Origin of the sequence: [Eubacterium] eligens ATCC 27750 (genome assembly GCF_000146185.1) — a bacterium.
Lineage (GTDB): Bacteria > Bacillota > Clostridia > Lachnospirales > Lachnospiraceae > Lachnospira > Lachnospira eligens.
Window position 1 is genome coordinate 1,316,552 of record NC_012778.1, and the last position, 16,040, is coordinate 1,332,591.

Annotated in this window: 16 protein-coding genes and 1 other annotated feature; all 16 genes read right to left on the reverse strand. The window is 37.2% G+C overall.

Annotated elements, in window-relative coordinates; all coding sequences use genetic code 11:
• Positions 1 to 16 precede the first annotated feature (16 nt).
• The gene (gene fliB / locus EUBELI_RS06200; RefSeq protein ID WP_012739510.1) at positions 17 to 1,204 is read right to left on the reverse strand and encodes a flagellin lysine-N-methylase; all 1,188 of its coding nucleotides are present in this window, start codon (positions 1,202 to 1,204) and stop codon (positions 17 to 19) included.
• A 16-nt stretch (positions 1,205 to 1,220) separates the two neighbouring features.
• Entirely contained in the window at positions 1,221 to 1,703 is a 483-nt protein-coding gene (gene ybaK, locus EUBELI_RS06205) for a Cys-tRNA(Pro) deacylase (protein WP_012739511.1), read from the reverse strand.
• Between the two features lie 21 nt (positions 1,704 to 1,724).
• A complete protein-coding gene (murI, locus tag EUBELI_RS06210; protein WP_012739512.1) occupies positions 1,725 to 2,522 on the reverse strand; it encodes a glutamate racemase in 798 nt (265 codons plus the stop codon).
• A gap of 21 nt (positions 2,523 to 2,543) precedes the next feature.
• Positions 2,544 to 2,942 (reverse strand): hypothetical protein, encoded by a 399-nt coding sequence (locus EUBELI_RS06215; protein WP_012739513.1) that lies wholly within the window; start codon positions 2,940 to 2,942, stop codon positions 2,544 to 2,546.
• 177 nt (positions 2,943 to 3,119) lie between these two features.
• A complete protein-coding gene (locus EUBELI_RS14350; RefSeq protein WP_012739514.1) occupies positions 3,120 to 3,287 on the reverse strand; it encodes a hypothetical protein in 168 nt (55 codons plus the stop codon).
• Between the two features lie 99 nt (positions 3,288 to 3,386).
• Positions 3,387 to 5,174: a bifunctional homocysteine S-methyltransferase/methylenetetrahydrofolate reductase gene (locus EUBELI_RS06220; RefSeq protein ID WP_012739515.1), complete on the reverse strand. Its 1,788-nt coding sequence runs from the start codon at positions 5,172 to 5,174 to the stop codon at positions 3,387 to 3,389.
• A gap of 101 nt (positions 5,175 to 5,275) precedes the next feature.
• Complete coding sequence (locus tag EUBELI_RS06225; RefSeq protein ID WP_118148254.1) at positions 5,276 to 6,631, reverse strand: NCS2 family permease; 1,356 nt, start codon at positions 6,629 to 6,631, stop codon at positions 5,276 to 5,278.
• 280 nt (positions 6,632 to 6,911) lie between these two features.
• A complete protein-coding gene (gene mscL / locus EUBELI_RS06230) occupies positions 6,912 to 7,340 on the reverse strand; it encodes a large conductance mechanosensitive channel protein MscL (RefSeq protein ID WP_012739517.1) in 429 nt (142 codons plus the stop codon).
• Positions 7,341 to 7,378: 38 nt separating this feature from the next.
• On the reverse strand, positions 7,379 to 8,065 hold the full coding sequence (locus tag EUBELI_RS06235) for an HAD family hydrolase (protein ID WP_012739518.1): 687 nt from the start codon (positions 8,063 to 8,065) through the stop codon (positions 7,379 to 7,381).
• Positions 8,066 to 8,078: 13 nt separating this feature from the next.
• A complete protein-coding gene (locus tag EUBELI_RS06240; RefSeq protein ID WP_012739519.1) occupies positions 8,079 to 8,729 on the reverse strand; it encodes an HAD family hydrolase in 651 nt (216 codons plus the stop codon).
• 24 nt (positions 8,730 to 8,753) lie between these two features.
• Positions 8,754 to 9,923 (reverse strand): peptidyl-prolyl cis-trans isomerase, encoded by a 1,170-nt coding sequence (locus EUBELI_RS06245; protein ID WP_041688139.1) that lies wholly within the window; start codon positions 9,921 to 9,923, stop codon positions 8,754 to 8,756.
• 10 nt (positions 9,924 to 9,933) lie between these two features.
• A complete protein-coding gene (locus tag EUBELI_RS06250) occupies positions 9,934 to 11,913 on the reverse strand; it encodes an NAD(+) synthase (protein WP_012739521.1) in 1,980 nt (659 codons plus the stop codon).
• Positions 11,914 to 11,963: 50 nt separating this feature from the next.
• Entirely contained in the window at positions 11,964 to 12,116 is a 153-nt protein-coding gene (locus EUBELI_RS14355) for a hypothetical protein (RefSeq protein ID WP_012739522.1), read from the reverse strand.
• A 65-nt stretch (positions 12,117 to 12,181) separates the two neighbouring features.
• Positions 12,182 to 12,523, reverse strand: a complete 342-nt coding sequence (locus tag EUBELI_RS06255) for a PAS domain-containing protein (protein ID WP_012739523.1) — start codon at positions 12,521 to 12,523, stop codon at positions 12,182 to 12,184.
• A 24-nt stretch (positions 12,524 to 12,547) separates the two neighbouring features.
• Positions 12,548 to 15,199, reverse strand: a complete 2,652-nt coding sequence (locus tag EUBELI_RS06260) for a valine--tRNA ligase (protein ID WP_041688143.1) — start codon at positions 15,197 to 15,199, stop codon at positions 12,548 to 12,550.
• 207 nt (positions 15,200 to 15,406) lie between these two features.
• Positions 15,407 to 15,637, reverse strand: a binding site (T-box leader).
• A 51-nt stretch (positions 15,638 to 15,688) separates the two neighbouring features.
• Positions 15,689 to 16,036, reverse strand: coding sequence for a hydrogenase maturation nickel metallochaperone HypA (locus EUBELI_RS06270; RefSeq protein ID WP_012739526.1), 348 nt, complete (start codon positions 16,034 to 16,036; stop codon positions 15,689 to 15,691).
• Between the last annotated feature and the right edge of the window lie 4 nt (positions 16,037 to 16,040).

The window sequence follows — 16,040 nt, forward strand, 5'->3', positions numbered from 1 at the left end:
TAGCTTTAGTGTATTACTATAACGCCGTGCTGTCAATCCATAACAGCTTACAAAGGTTATCTGTCTCAAACACATCATCAAAAATAAAAGACTCATAAAGTGCTTCCATATTATCCTCTGAGTACTCGACCTGTCTTGAAAATATATGAACCGTATCTATTCTGTCCTCAAAACAAAACTTCTTATGCTTCTTATACCATACAAGCATGTCCATCTGACGGAGTATAAAATAATTAGTAACAAACATTTTAGCTTTACCAACCACATCATAATCATATACAGCCTTTGCAAAATACCGAAACACCAGATATGTTATAAAGTTTCTGTACTCATACTCTCTTTCAAGCATTGCTGTCATGAATTCTTCTTTAGTTTCCTGATACTGCTCATTATCCATATTGTCATGAAAAGTCTCTGTCATCTCAGCTAATATCTGTTCCCAGCGTGTATTAAGCACTTCCATATCCTCATACGGATACATAATACTTCTTATACATTTCCATACATCAACATCACCGAATTCATCGCTTTCTGATTCATCATTCATTTCAATAAGAATATGTTCAATATCGCTTCTTCCAAATGTATTGATATACTCTTTAAGTCCATCATAATCATCATTATTAATGTATTCCTGCATTACTGCACAATATTTTAATATAACAACAAGCTTTTCATTAATAGACATTTCCGGCATATCAAGAATCTTAAATATTTCATCTCTTGCCTTAAATATCCTGACAGCGTAAGCACTGTCATACTCATCATCCTCTGAATATTCCTCATCACACGGCTTTAATACAGTTGTAAATGTTTTGTTTTCAGAAAATATAATTCTTTCCACTTCCTCACATGCAAGCCCAATACCGCTTTCTTTGATTTCTCCATAATATTCAGAATATCTTGGAAACTGGTCACACACTACAGACAAATGCTCTGCTCCAAGTTCTTTATGAATTGTACATAATCCACACTTATCTAACAAACCGCAATGTCCATCTACGAGTTTAAAACAGTTCGAACCGTCTTCACTTTTAGTAATTGATTCTCTTATTCTGTCTCCAAGCTCGCCATCAAGACTCATATAATAATTATAAGTATCATCATCAATATCTATCTCCCAGCCGCCAACACAACAGTTGTCTTTACATTCTGAAGTTATACAGTGGAACTGGTCATAATAGAATGGAACCCTGAGTTTCATAATCCTTATCTTCTCCTTAGTCTGTAACGATATCAGCAATCTGATATCTTATAACTTTATCTACATCAGACAGCTTAACTTCTACCTGATGTCCGATTTTACCTGCACTAAACATTATAGTTTCAAAATTCTCAGCAGTCTTATGAAATGTTGTCGGAAAGAACTTCTTCATTCCTATAGGCGAACAGCCCCCATGCACATAGCCTGTAAGCGGAAGTAGTTCCTTTGATTTAATCATTTCTATTGATTTTTCTCCAACAGCCTTTGCTGCTTTCTTCAAATCCAGTTCCTTATTAACAGGAACAACAAATACATAATTCTTACCTGTCTTGCCAACTGTAACAAGTGTCTTGAAAGCCTGTGCCGGATTCTCATTAAGAACAGCAGCTATCTCATCACCGCTTAGCCCTTCTGCATCGGGGCACACATGTGTTTTATAAGGTACTTTTTTCTGGTCAAGCACTCTGCATACATTAGTCTTATCGTCTGATTTTCCCATAATTACATTCCTCTGGCAATTCTATATCTGTCTCATTCTCTCAAGTCTTTCATGAAGCTTTTTTATATGTTTCATCTCAGCTTCACTCTCCATTTTTCTATCTGAATAATAATATTCTACACTGCCTTTTTTCCCTTTATCTTTCTCAGTAAATATCCCTTTTTTCATAACAGTATTCTTAAGATTATTAGATACACCCGTATTTCCGTCAACCATCTCTAAATCATCAGGAAACAGCTTTGCAAATGAATCCTTGAAATAGTTAAAATGTGTACACCCAAGCACAAGTTCAGAATAATCATTAAGATTGTATGGAGCAAATTCACATTTTAAATAATCAGTCACATCTGAAGAATCAAAATCATCATCCTGTGCGAACCTTACAAGTTTTGGAAGTGCCACAACATCAACAACATGCTTATCATCATATTTATCTATAAGTCTTTTTAACTTTTCCCCTTTTGCTGTAACAGGTGTAGATACTACCATAACCCTTCTTCCGGTTTCAGAAGTATGTTCAACTGCAGGCTTGACTGCCGGCTCTATTCCAATTATTGGCAGCTTATACTTTTCTCTTAGATATGATATTGCTGCACTTGTTGCTGTATTACATGCAAGCACAATTGCCTGACAGCCCTTATCAACAAGAAATCCAACCGCATGATCAACAAGCTTTCTTACTTCCTCCCTTGTTTTTTCTCCATATGGAACATTATCCACATCAGCATAAAATATGTAATCAGCCTCTGGCATGGTAATCATCGCCTGATGAAGCACCGACAGACCACCTATCCCTGAGTCAAATATTCCTATCTTCATATTGCTACAATCCTCTATATTCTAATCATTATATACCTTGCAATAAACAATCATTTTATCCTTTAATATCTTAACCCTGCTCGGTCTTATCTCACCTGCAAATATCTTATCTGCGAAATCAGCAAACAGATATTTCTGTAACAATACCTTAAGTTGTTTATTCCCGGATCTTCTTATAGCTGACACAATCCAAACAGCAACAAAACACACTGGCCACACCCATACAGGAATATACTGCATAATTGTAAGTGCATATCTTCCTGCAAGCGCAAATCCTATTGCACAAAATATAACAACATATACCACAGCCCATATATAAGCCTTTATCCATCCAACAGCACCAAGAACTTTAAGTCTGTTGGTTATCTTTCTATAATTTTCTGATTCTTCTGCCGTTATTGATAACTCTATTATCTCCATAAACAAGTCACACCTTTCTTAGCGATTAACAATAATTATAAGCCCTTAAGTCAAAGTATTCAAGATACTTTATTTTACGCTCTTTTTTAAGGCAAAAAAACTTTCCCCGTATACGATGAGACACAATTCATCATATACGGGGAAAACTATTATATTGGTTTCTTTTAAACAATTTGATTAATAGTCACTCAGAACATCTTCCACATGCTTAATAGAAATCTCTAAAAAATTGGATATTTCATAATCTGGAACACCATTATCATGAAGTATGAATATAAGTTCTTCCATACTCGTTCCCTTACGGCGTTCCATCATAATAAAATGTTTAACCTGAGTCTCGTCCATACCACACCTCACACCTCACATATTATTAAATTATTCCGCATCGAAACTTTTCAACATTATATCAGATACATTTCTAATAAGTCAATAGAATAGTCCTACTTACTGATTGTTCTTCCCAATAATCTTCTTTAACATATGTACCCTGTTAAATGGAAATGAAAAATAATACCCATCAACAAAATCAGTAGTCTTTGCAATTATTTCCCTTGCTATCTGAATACCGGTCTCTTCTCCCTCTTCTTTTGACATATCAGCTCTGTATCTTGAAAGAATCTCATCAGTAACATTAATACCTGTCATCTCATTTTTCATGAATGTTGCATTTCGAAGACTTACAAATGGCATTATTCCACAAAGAATCCTTGCCCCTGTCTGTTCTTTAATCTGTCTGAGTCTGTCTATATCTTCATCAGAAAATACAGGCTGCGTCATAAAAAATGTGGCTCCCGCCTCCATTTTTTTCTTAACACGCTCAAGTTCCACTTTAAAATTAACCCTTCCCTGATTAATTGCTCCACCATATATAACCGGTTTCCCGGCAAACTGTTCCTGATTCATATCACTTATTATATTCATAAGTCCAACTGAATCGAAGTTAAACACACTCTTTACAGACGCTCTTACAACTGATGGTATGGGATCACCGGTAATAACGAGAAAATTATTAATATCATTTATATGTGCTCCCAAAAGCTGTGAACGCATTGCTATAGCATTCTTGTCACGACAGCATATGTGCGGCATAACACACATTCCCGTTTCTCTCGAAACCTTTTCTGCCATAAGTATTGAATCTGCACGTGTTCTTCCTGATGGTGAATCCGGAAATGTAAGCACATCAACTCCGCTTTCCTTCATCAAAAAAGCAGCATCCATAATCTTCTCATCATCAATTCCAAGCGGAGGAGCAAGTTCTACAGCAATCAGTTTTCTTCCTTCTTTTCCTTTATAGAAAGAAACATCATTTGCAGTTTTCTTTTCTGATATCTCTTCTTCTATGGAAGCATTTTTCATATGAACAACATCAGCAGTTTTTAAAACCATCTGTCTTATATATTCAGGTGTTGTTCCACAACAGCCGCCAATAATATCAGCTCCATCCTCAGCCAGATCATGCATAATCTGTGAAAAATATGCTGCATTGTTATCATCAAATACCATTCGACCGCTTACAACCTGTGGATATCCTGCATTTGGAAGCACCGCAAAATACTTGTCATTCCTGTTAATAAGGCTCTGCACAAGCTTCTTCATATGTCCCGGACCAACTCCGCAGTTAAATCCACATGCATCAATATATGAATTTTTCCCAGCTTCTTCAATCAGCTTTCTTGCACTAAAGCCTGCACTGCTATAGCCAAACTGATTTATTGCAAACTGAGTTATAACAAATCCGTTTTCTCCTGCATTTTCAATTGCTTTATCAATAAATCCCAGTTCTGGAAATGTTTCAAAAACAAATATATCAACGCCACATTCCTTAAAAACATTAACTATATCAACATACTCTTTTTCAATATGCTCTTTTTCAATCATATTTTCACCAGGAATAGGGCCAATATCAGCTGCTACAAGCACATCTGTCCCCTTTACGGCTTCCCTTGCAATGTCAACGGCATTTTTAATATTATTTCTTACCTCATCAAATCCCGCTCCAAGACACACGGTATTACTTGCAAATGTATTAGTTCTGATAATCTTAGCACCAGCTTCAATATATTCTTTATGAATTGCCAGTACTCTGTCTGAAGCCTGTAAATTTGCCAGCTCAGGCAGGCTGCCCGTATCATACTTCTTAGCATAGTATGTTCCAAACGCACCATCTGCCACCAGTATTTCACTCTTTAATCTGTCATATAATATTCCTGCTGTTCCTGTATACTTCATGCCCAGTCCCCTTATCTTTTAACATTCAACTTAAAAAAGGAGCCACCTTATATAAGTGACTCCAAAATTGTATCATTATTAAGTTTAATTTGCACTAAAAATTAAAGGAAAATATACTTCAATATGAACAGCAATGCAAGCACGTACATAAGTGGAGTAATCTTCTTAGCCTTTCCAGCAACAAGATTAACAATAACATACGAAATAACACCAACTGCAATACCTTCTGAAATGCTGTACATAAGCGGCATACAGATAAGGCAGAGGTAAGCCGGAATACTCTCTGTTAAATCATTAAAATCAATTTCAACAACCGCACTAACCATAAGGAATCCTACAAAAATAAGTGCCGGAGCTGTTGCAAATCCAGGAATTGTAGTAAATACAGGTGCAAATATAATTGCAATAAGGAATAAGAAACCTGTTACAACTGAAGAAAGTCCTGTTCTTCCGCCTTCTGCAACACCTGATGAGCTCTCAACAAATGTTGTTGTTGTAGAAGTACCAAGGATGGCTCCTGCACTTGTTGCGATAGCATCAGCTAAAAGAGCCTGCTTAATTCTAGGAAGTCTTCCGTTCTCATCAAGCATTTTAGCCTTATTGGCAACACCGATAAGTGTTCCAAGTGTATCAAACATGTCAACAAAAAGGAATGAGCACATAATAACAATAAAATCTAATATATTAATATTAAGACCCTTAAGGTTAAAGCACTGTCCAAATGTCAGGCTGATAGCTGTGATATCAAAGCTTCTCCATGAAGGAATAAGTGAATAGAATCCTGCTGCTGCATCAACCTTATAAAGTCCTGTAAGCTGGCAGATAATACCAAGCACCCATGTTGCAACGATACCGATAAGGATAGAACCCTTAACATGCTTTACATAAAGAATAGCAATGATAAATGTACCGATAACTGCAAGTAAAGCACCTATTCCTACTGTGTTAAAATTAGTTCTGAAATTAACAACAGTAACCTTTGTTGACTCACTTGCAACAACTAGGTTAGCACCCTGAAGTCCGATAAATGCCACAAAAAGACCGATACCTACTGATACGCCCTTCTTTAATGTTGTAGGAATTGCGTTAAATATAGCTTCACGAACATTAGTAAGTGAAAGCACAATAAATACAAGTCCTTCAACAAATACAGCAAAAAGTGCTACTTTCCAGCTATATCCCATGCTTCCGCATACTGTATATGCGAAATAAGCGTTAAGTCCAAGTCCTGGAGCAAGTGCAAAAGGATAATTAGCAAGGAAAGCCATTGCAAAACAACCTATAGCAGATGCTATTGCAGTCGCCATAAGAATTGCATTAGAATCCATTCCTGATGCTGACAGGATAGATGGATTAACAGCCAGAATATAAGCCATTGTCATAAATGTTGTAATTCCAGCTACAACCTCAGTTCTTACACTGGTGTTGTTTTCCTTAAGTTTGAACAATTTGTCCATTTCAACCTCCATAATTTTATAAATATTAAAAAACACTTAATAATATTAACATATTCTTCTCAATTTTACGACAACTTTTTTTATTAGACATATATCTTTTCTAATAAAATCTCCCACTAAAAGAGGGAAGCGCATTCAATAGCAAAATAGTACTATATCATTGTACTTTAGTTATACACCTGTGAATTGGACGTGAACACAGGTTTGGGATACATCCATTTATGAAAAACATGAATAAAGCCATATATGCAGTTGGGAGACCTGCATATATGGCTTTATTTTATTTCTTATCTACTAATTCAGTTGTACAGAAAGGACATCTTGTTGCCTTAACAGATATCTTGCTGAAACAGTATGGACAATCCTTTGTAGTTGGAGCCGGTTCTTCTTTCTTCTTACCTAAGCTCATCATCTTGTTCATTGCTTTAACTAAAAGGAACAGAACAAATGCCATAATAAGGAAATTAATAACTGCTGTTATGAATGAACCATAATCAAACACAACTCCTCTTATTGTAAATGTACCACCAACGGTAACACCCTCACCATTAGTACCACCTGTAACTACGGCAATAAGCGGATTAATAAAACTGCTTGTAAGTGCTGTTACAATGCTCTGAAATGCAGCACCGATAATAACACCTACTGCCAGATTCATAACATTTCCTTTCAAAGCAAATTCTTTAAATTCCTGAATGAATTTTTTCATTGGGTTTTCCTCCCGTATATTATTAATCTTAGAAACGATTATAGTGTCTTTAGTTTTTTCCTTATGTCCTCTACAGTTTCAACAATATAATCTGCTCCCGCTATCTCAAGCTCCTGTTCTTCTGCAAAACCATATCTTACTCCCATAGAATCAATTCCAGAAGCTTTAGCACCTAATATATCGTCTTTTCTGTCACCAATCATAATAGACTGTGACTTTGTTTCTGGCAGATTGTCAGCGTCCGCAAGTCCGGCAGCAGCAAGCCTTACAAACACTTCATCAATAACCTGGTTCTTATGTCTACGTTCTCCACCTTCTAATTCACTTCCAACAGCAACATCAAAATACTTATCAACATTAAAGTACTCTAATATTCTTGGAACATATATTTCAGGCTTACATGTAGCAAGTGCAATTATATATCCATCACTCTTTAATCCTTCAAGCATATCTGCTATCCCGTCAAAAAGAACATTTTCATATATTCCCTTGTCAGAATATCTTTCACGGTAATAATCAACTGCCTTTAGTGCTTTTTCTTTGTCAAATCCATAAAATTTTTCAAAGCTTTCATCAAGAGGAGGACCTATGAATCTTCGAAGCATCGCCTGGTCATTTTCTTCTATTCCAAGTTTCTTAAGTGCATGCTGCACACTTTTGGTAATTCCCTCGCTTGAATCTGTAATTGTTCCATCAAGGTCAAATAATATATATCTCTTAGTCATATTTTCTCCATTATCACATTAATTCACTGTAACTTCTGATATTGTAATCGGCTATCTGACAAATATCCTGCCAGTCATCCGCTGAAGCCTCATCATATACTGCCACAACAGTAAAACCGCCACTCTTGGCTCCCTGTGCAGCCGATAACACATCTTCAAACACAATACATTCATTCACACTGCACCCTGCTTTGCCGGCTGCTTTCATATATACATCCGGAAATTTCTTTCCTCTGGATACTTCATTTGTCTGTGTAAATGCATCAAAAAAATCATATATTCCATTTCTTCTAAGGCATGGCTCAAAAAGTGCCCTGTCTGATGATGTTGCCGATACAATCTTAAAGCCATTATTATGCATTTGTTCTATAAAAGCTTTCGCATACGGCTTTAACACCACCTTGTCAGTGTATGCCTTACATGCTGCATCATACCATTCTTTCATGATTTCTTCTGTAGATTCCGGCAGATTATACTTTTCCTTAGTATATACCGAACCGGATTCAAATGTATGTGTCTTAATCTCCTGCATATATTCCTTAGATACAGGAATTCCTCTTCTGCCCAAAAAATCCATGTCAACCTTAGCCCATACCTGTGTTGAATCAAGTATAGTTCCATCAAGGTCGAATATGATACACCGGCAGTTACTAAGATCTAACATGGATAACTCCTCCAGATTTATGTACTACTTATATGAAAATCTCTTCTTTACATTAACACTATATTCATCAGTATATTTCTTGATATATTCTGAATATTTTTTATTAAGCACTGTCGATTTTATAGAATCATCATCTGCCCCATCATAAGTTCTATTAATATAATAAACAATATAGTAGCATGAATTGGCGCTGTCTTCTATAACAGTTACATCACCCTCACTTCTGTCAGATGAAACAATCCAGTCAGCACATGCTGATTCAATGTCGCTCTTCTTAACATCGCTGACTAATGATGCATCATCAGCAGCATACTTATCTTCTTCATCATTTGAATAAATTCTGCACTGAGTGGCAAATGTAGCTTCGCTTGTTACTCCTGAAGCAAATTTATCTGCCTTTGTCTTTGCTTCTGCCATATCTGATGAGTCAGAGCTTCCGGCTTTCACTGTAAATGTTCTGTACTTAAACTTATCATATGTATCTTTATTTGACTGATAATACTCATCTGCTTCCTCATCAGTTGCTGCAAGCTTCTCTGTAAGCACCTCCTGATATGCAGTGCTCTTAAGATAATCCTTTAAAAACACCTTAACCCTCTTTTCATTTGCTTTCTTTCCAAAAAGCTGTTTAAGATAATCTGAATAAGACATATCTGCTTCGCCTGCTGCATCCTTTAATTTACCAATGAATTCATCATAATCAGCAGCTTCATTATCATATTCAAATCCATTTGCATCAGCATCTTCTAATAAGGCTTTAGTCTCTTTAATAGTTGAAACTGCTGAATTAGCAAAATAATCATACCATGTATAATCTGTTGAATATTCCTGGCTCTTATCTGACTGGCTTGTCTTATATCCCATATAAGATGTGTAATAATCACCATATGTCATAGTGCCATATATAGCTGTGTTAAGATTGTTTGTCTTGGCAATTCCATAATAGAAGTCAAACTCTATCTGACTTATTTTATCATCATTAACCTCAATATAATCATTATAAATGCTATTAAGTTTAAGACCTGCTGCCGTACCGCAGCCAAGTATGATAACAGCTAAAACTGCTATGCTGACCCATTTAGTAATAAATCTTCTCTTAGCTTCTTTTCTCTCTTCTTCTTTTCGTTTCTGCATCTTACGGTCATATTTAGTAACAACCTTCTCCTTATCTGATGCCGCATTATTATCAGCCATAATGTCCTCCCTATTCATATCCGTTAATTTCTTTAATTCTGTCTAACTGTTTCATCCACTCATGCGAGCATGCATCACTCGGCATTCTTAAATCACCTCTTGGCGATACTGCAACTGAACCGACCTTAGGTCCGTCAGGCAGACACGAGCGCTTAAACTGCTGCGCAAAGAATCTCCATGTGAACGTTCTTAGCCACTTATAGATAGTCTTATCATCATATTCTCCTGCAAATGCGTACTTTGCTATTCTGAATATCTTCTCAGGCTCTGCACCGAATCTTAGCATATGATACATAAAGAAATCGTGCAGCTCATAAGGTCCAACCAGATCTTCTGTCTTCTGTGCAATAGTACCATCTTCCTTAGGTGGAAGAAGCTCAGGACTTACCGGTGTATCAAGCACATCGTTAAGAACTGATGACAGTTCTTCATTGCCGCATGTATCTGCATAGAACTGTACCAAATGCCTTACAAGTGTCTTAGGTACTGATGCATTTACTCCATACATTGACATATGATCGCCATTATATGTTGCCCAGCCTAATGCAAGCTCCGACATATCACCTGTTCCTATTACCATTCCGTTAGTCTGGTTGGCAATATCCATAAGTATCTGTGTTCTCTCTCTTGCCTGACCGTTCTCATAAGTCACATTATGATTATTCTCATCATGTCCGATATCTTCAAAATGCTGTCTTACAGCCTTCATGATATTGATTTCCCTGAGCGAACAGCCAAGCTGCTTAGTAAGCTTGACAGCATTATTATAAGTTCTGTCTGTTGTACCAAAGCAAGGCATCGTTATACAGTGTATACCGCTTCTGTCAAAGCCGCACATGTCAAATGCCCTTACAGTTACAAGAAGTGCCAGTGTAGAATCAAGTCCTCCTGATATTCCGATTACTGCATTCTTACAATTCGTATGTTCCAGTCTCTTCTTAAGTCCGTATGACTGGATATTAAGAATCTCTTCACATCTTGAGTCTCTCTCCTTCTTATCAGAAGGTACGAAAGGAGCTTTATCAAAATATCTTATGAGTTTTAACTCTTTATTGATAAGTCCATGAGCCTGAACTTCTGTATATGCGCTGTTCTCGTCAACTGCATAGGTTGTCATTCTTCTTCGTTCAGAGCATATTCTCTCTACATCAATATCAGCATATACCGATTCATCAGCAAATTTATGTGCCTCTGCAAGTGTAGAACCATTCTCACATATAAGGTTATGTGCTGAGAACACAATATCCTGGGTAGATTCTCCTCCTCCAGCACTTGAGTACACATATCCGCACACAAGTCTTGCAGACTGCCCTGAAACAAGCTGTTTCCTATATGTATCTTTGCCAATAGTTTCATTGCTTGCCGATGCATTTACAATAATAGTTGCACCATTCATAGCATGCTTTATGCTTGGCGGCTGTGGTGTCCACAGATCCTCACATATCTCAACGCCAATCTTAACTTTTCTGTTATTATCAAATGTAAATAATAATTCACTTCCAAAGGGAACTTCCTCACCATCAACATTTACATATACACATTCATTGAATCCCGGTGTGAACTGTCGTCTTTCATAGAATTCTCCATAATTAGGAAGATACATTTTCGGGACCATACCAAGTATCTGTCCGTTCATAACTCCTGCAACAACATTGTAAAGCTTCCCGTTCATTTCATATGGAAGTCCTACAAAGCTTATCATTCCTTTTACATTTTCCGAAAAATGTTTTATCGAAACAAGCCCTTCCAATGCTGAATCTAACAGCCTGTCATGCAAAAATAAATCATTACATGTATAACCTGTTATACACATTTCCGGAAAAACAGCTATCGCAGTATCCTTCTTATAAGCCTCAATCATAAGAGCCTTAATATTTTCTATATTATACTCACAGTCAGCCACTTTAATCTTCGGAGTCATGGCCGCTGCTCTTATATATCCGTCTTTCAATTTGCCCTCTCTTTCAATATATGTCTTTTCGTCAAACATTAAAATTATATCAGACTGGGTATATATTTACAATAAAGGTCACAAAAAAGTCACTTTTGATTATATTGTCCATAAACAAGTGTCACGCCGCTTTCCTGCTCTTTCGGCTCATTACACCCTATTAAAGCAGTTATCATACTTATAATAACCACCAGAGCCAATAGTCTCGCTGTCAGCTTTTTCTTTATTCCATCTTCTAACATAAAAACCTCCACTGTCCATAAATCTATTATGAACCAGTGGAGGTTTTATTATACTTTAAATGTGCTTATTCAATTACGGCTGCACTAACCTTTATTACTCTGTGTCCAGCTAAGAGCTTATTCTCAATCTTATAGAATGCAACTACCTTAAGAGGCTTGCCATCTTTAGCAACAAACTCCTGTACATAGCTTACATATCTCTTATCTATGAACTTTTCTCTTAACTCTGTTATTACTTCCTCATACTCAACGCTTGGTACGAACTGCTTAAATACAATTCCCGCCTCAAAATCATCTTCTGTGTATCCAAGAAGCTCTGTAAATCCATCATCAATATCAATAATCTTACCGCTTCTCATCTCCATAGAAAACTGTGTAAAAGGAATTGCTTTCATTACTTCTGCCATAATTATTCTCCTTATCCGTGAAAACTACTTAGAAAGTGTTGCAAGACGCTCAGTTACCTGCTCAAGCATCTGTGTATATTTTACCAGCTTTGCCTTCTCTTCGTCAATCTTTGCCTGAGGAGCTTTTGATGTAAACCTCTCATTGTTAAGCATTCCGTTACATCTCTTGATTTCTCCCTGTAATCTGCCTTCCTCTTTCTTAAGTCTCTCTATTTCCTTGTCGATATCAACAAGCTCTGCGAAAGGAATATAGATAACAGCATCCGGTATAACTGTTGAAACAGCATCATCCGGAATTCCAGCCTTATCTGACTGAACCTTGACTTCGCTTGCGTATGCAAGTGTTCCGAAGAATCCAAGTGAATTATTAAATATATTTTTAACCTCATCACTTGCTGAAACAACATATACAAGTGCCTTACGGCTTGGTGCAACATTCATGTCTGCACGTAAGTTTCTTATATTACGGACAGCTTCCTTGATTGTCTCAATAGCCTTCTCCTCTGCTGCGAAATTGTTAGTTTCATCATATACAGGCCATGAAGAAATCATGATTGACTCCTCTTCATCCTGAATATTGCAGAATATTTCTTCTGTAATGAATGGCATATATGGATGAAGCAGCTTAAGTGCATCTATAAGAACAGTTTTTAATGTCCAGATAGCTGCTGTCTTTGTCTCGTCTGCATCATTGTAAAGTCTTGGCTTAACCATCTCAATATACCAGTCACAGAATTCTTCCCAGATGAAGTCATTAAGCTTGGCAACAGCGATACCAAGTTCGTATTTTTCCATATTATCTGTAACTTCTTTGATAAGTCCATTCATCTTAGAAAGAATCCACTTATCAGCATCAGTTAAGTTAGCAGGTCTTGCATCTGTAGCCTTAATCTTGTTATCAGGATCATTCATCATGATAAATCTTGAAGCATTCCATACCTTATTAGCAAAGTTACGGCTAGCCTCAACTCTTGACCAGTAGAAACGCATATCATTACCAGGTGCATTTCCTGTAATAAGAGTGTATCTTAATGCATCTGCACCATATTTATCAATAACCTCAAGCGGATCAATACCATTTCCTAATGACTTACTCATCTTTCTTCCCTGGTCATCTCTTACAAGGCCGTGGAATAATACCTTGCCAAATGGCTTCTTGCCCATATGCTCATATCCTGAGAATATCATTCTGATTACCCAGAAGAATATAATATCATATCCTGTTACAAGCACATCTGTAGGATAGAAGTAGTCAAGTTCAGGTGTCTTATCTGGCCAGCCAAGTGTTGAGAATGGCCATAATGCTGATGAGAACCATGTATCAAGTGTATCAGGATCCTGTTCAACATTAGCACTTCCACACTTAGGGCATGTGCATACCTTATCTCTTGAAACAGTCATTTCTCCACAATCCTTGCAATAGTATGCAGGAATTCTGTGTCCCCACCAAAGCTGTCTTGAAATACACCAGTCTCTGATATTGTCTGTCCAGTTATAATATGTCTTATCCATAGAAGCAGGGATAAGTTCAATATCACCATTCTTAACGCCTTCAACAGCAGGCTTGATAAGCTCGTCCATCTTAACGAACCACTGCTGCTTAATCATTGGCTCAACAGTTGTCTTACATCTGTCATGAGTACCAACATTGTGTGTATGGTCTTCAACTCTTACTAAAAGTCCAAGTGCATCAAGGTCAGCTACCATAGCCTTTCTTGCTTCATATCTGTCCATGCCTGCATACTTGCCGCCAAGATTATTAATTGTAGCATCATCATTTAAAATGTTAATCTCTGGTAAATTATGTCTCTTACCAACCTCAAAATCGTTAGGGTCATGTGCTGGAGTAATCTTAACTACACCTGTACCAAATTCCTTATCAACATAAGGGTCTGCAATAATAGGTATTGTTCTGTCTGTAAGTGGAAGTTCAACTTCCTTTCCAACAAGGTCTGTGTATCTTTCATCATCCGGATTAACAGCTAAAGCTGAATCTCCAAGTAATGTCTCTGGTCTTGTTGTTGCAATCTCAACGAATCTTCCCGGCTCACCAACTACAGGATAGTTAATATGCCAGAAATGTCCTGCCTGCTCCTCATGCTCAACTTCTGCATCTGATATAGAAGTGTTGCAGACCGGGCACCAGTTTACAATTCTTGAACCTTTGTATATAAGACCTTTCTCATAAAGCTTGATAAATACTTCCTGAACTGCCTTAGAACAGCCTTCGTCCATAGTGAATCTTTCTCTGTCCCAGTCACATGAAGAACCAATCTTCTTTAACTGGCTTGTGATAGTTCCACCATATTCTTTCTTCCATTCCCATGTTCTCTTTAAGAAGCCTTCTCTTCCAAGCTCATGCTTGTCAATTCCTTCTTCCTTAAGAGCATTAGTAACCTTAACCTCAGTTGAGATTGAAGCATGGTCAGTTCCAGGAATCCAGAGAGCTTCATAGCCCTGCATTCTCTTGAATCTGATGATAATATCCTGCATAGTGTTATCAAGCGCATGACCCATATGCAGCTTACCTGTAATATTAGGTGGTGGCATAACAATAGTAAATGGTTTCTTATCTCTGTTTACTTCTGCATGAAAATACTTCTTTTCAAGCCACTTGTGATATAATCTGTCTTCGATTTCAGACGGATTATAATTCTTTTCCAATTCCTTGCTCATTATTAATCTCCTTTTTAATATTGCATTCCGGGTTCTTTCCCAATTATGCGCTCGCTGCTCATATGCCAGAATTTCATTCTGGCATTGTCGCGGCGCTCCTCGAGAACCCATACAAAGTTCTCAGTTCGTGCAAGCACGACTGCGAACTTTCCATGACTTCTCTCATCGCTGCTCGCGCAAAAAAGCCCTTTGCAGGGCATATACTCTGCAAAGGGCGTAAATAAACTTATTAACGCGGTACCACCTTTGTTTAATTATCTTGTGATAATCCTCATTATTCCTTAACGCGGAATACGTCACAGCCTACTTAAATCAACAGTTCAGCCATGCGGCTCCAAAGCTACCTTCCATATCATTATTACCTGAACCATCTTCCAGCCAGTGAACGGTTCTCTCTGTCGGATAAGGATATGTACTCCTCTTTTTCAATGCCTTTAAATATAAAATTCTTTTCTATCTTAATATCTGACAGAAAAAAATGCAAGCATTTTATTCAGGAACTTCAATCTGCTTAATATTAAATTCATTGCCCTGAATAAGATATGTGTGCTTACTGCCACAGTTCGGACAGACTTTGGCGTATTTCACAGTCTCATAAGTTTCCCCACAGTCCTCGCAGTAAGTTATACCCGGAATTATCTCGACTTCCATCTCACAGTCCTTTACAAGTGCTTCTTTCTTGCAAGCCCACTTCCAGCAGTCTGTAAGATATTCTTCTACAACTCCTGATACTTCGCCAAGCTCAATTGTAACTTTAGATATGCTTGAAACATCATTATCTGAAGCTACTGCTTTGAGATCATCTATTATGTGAAATACTACGCCTAATTCATGCATACAT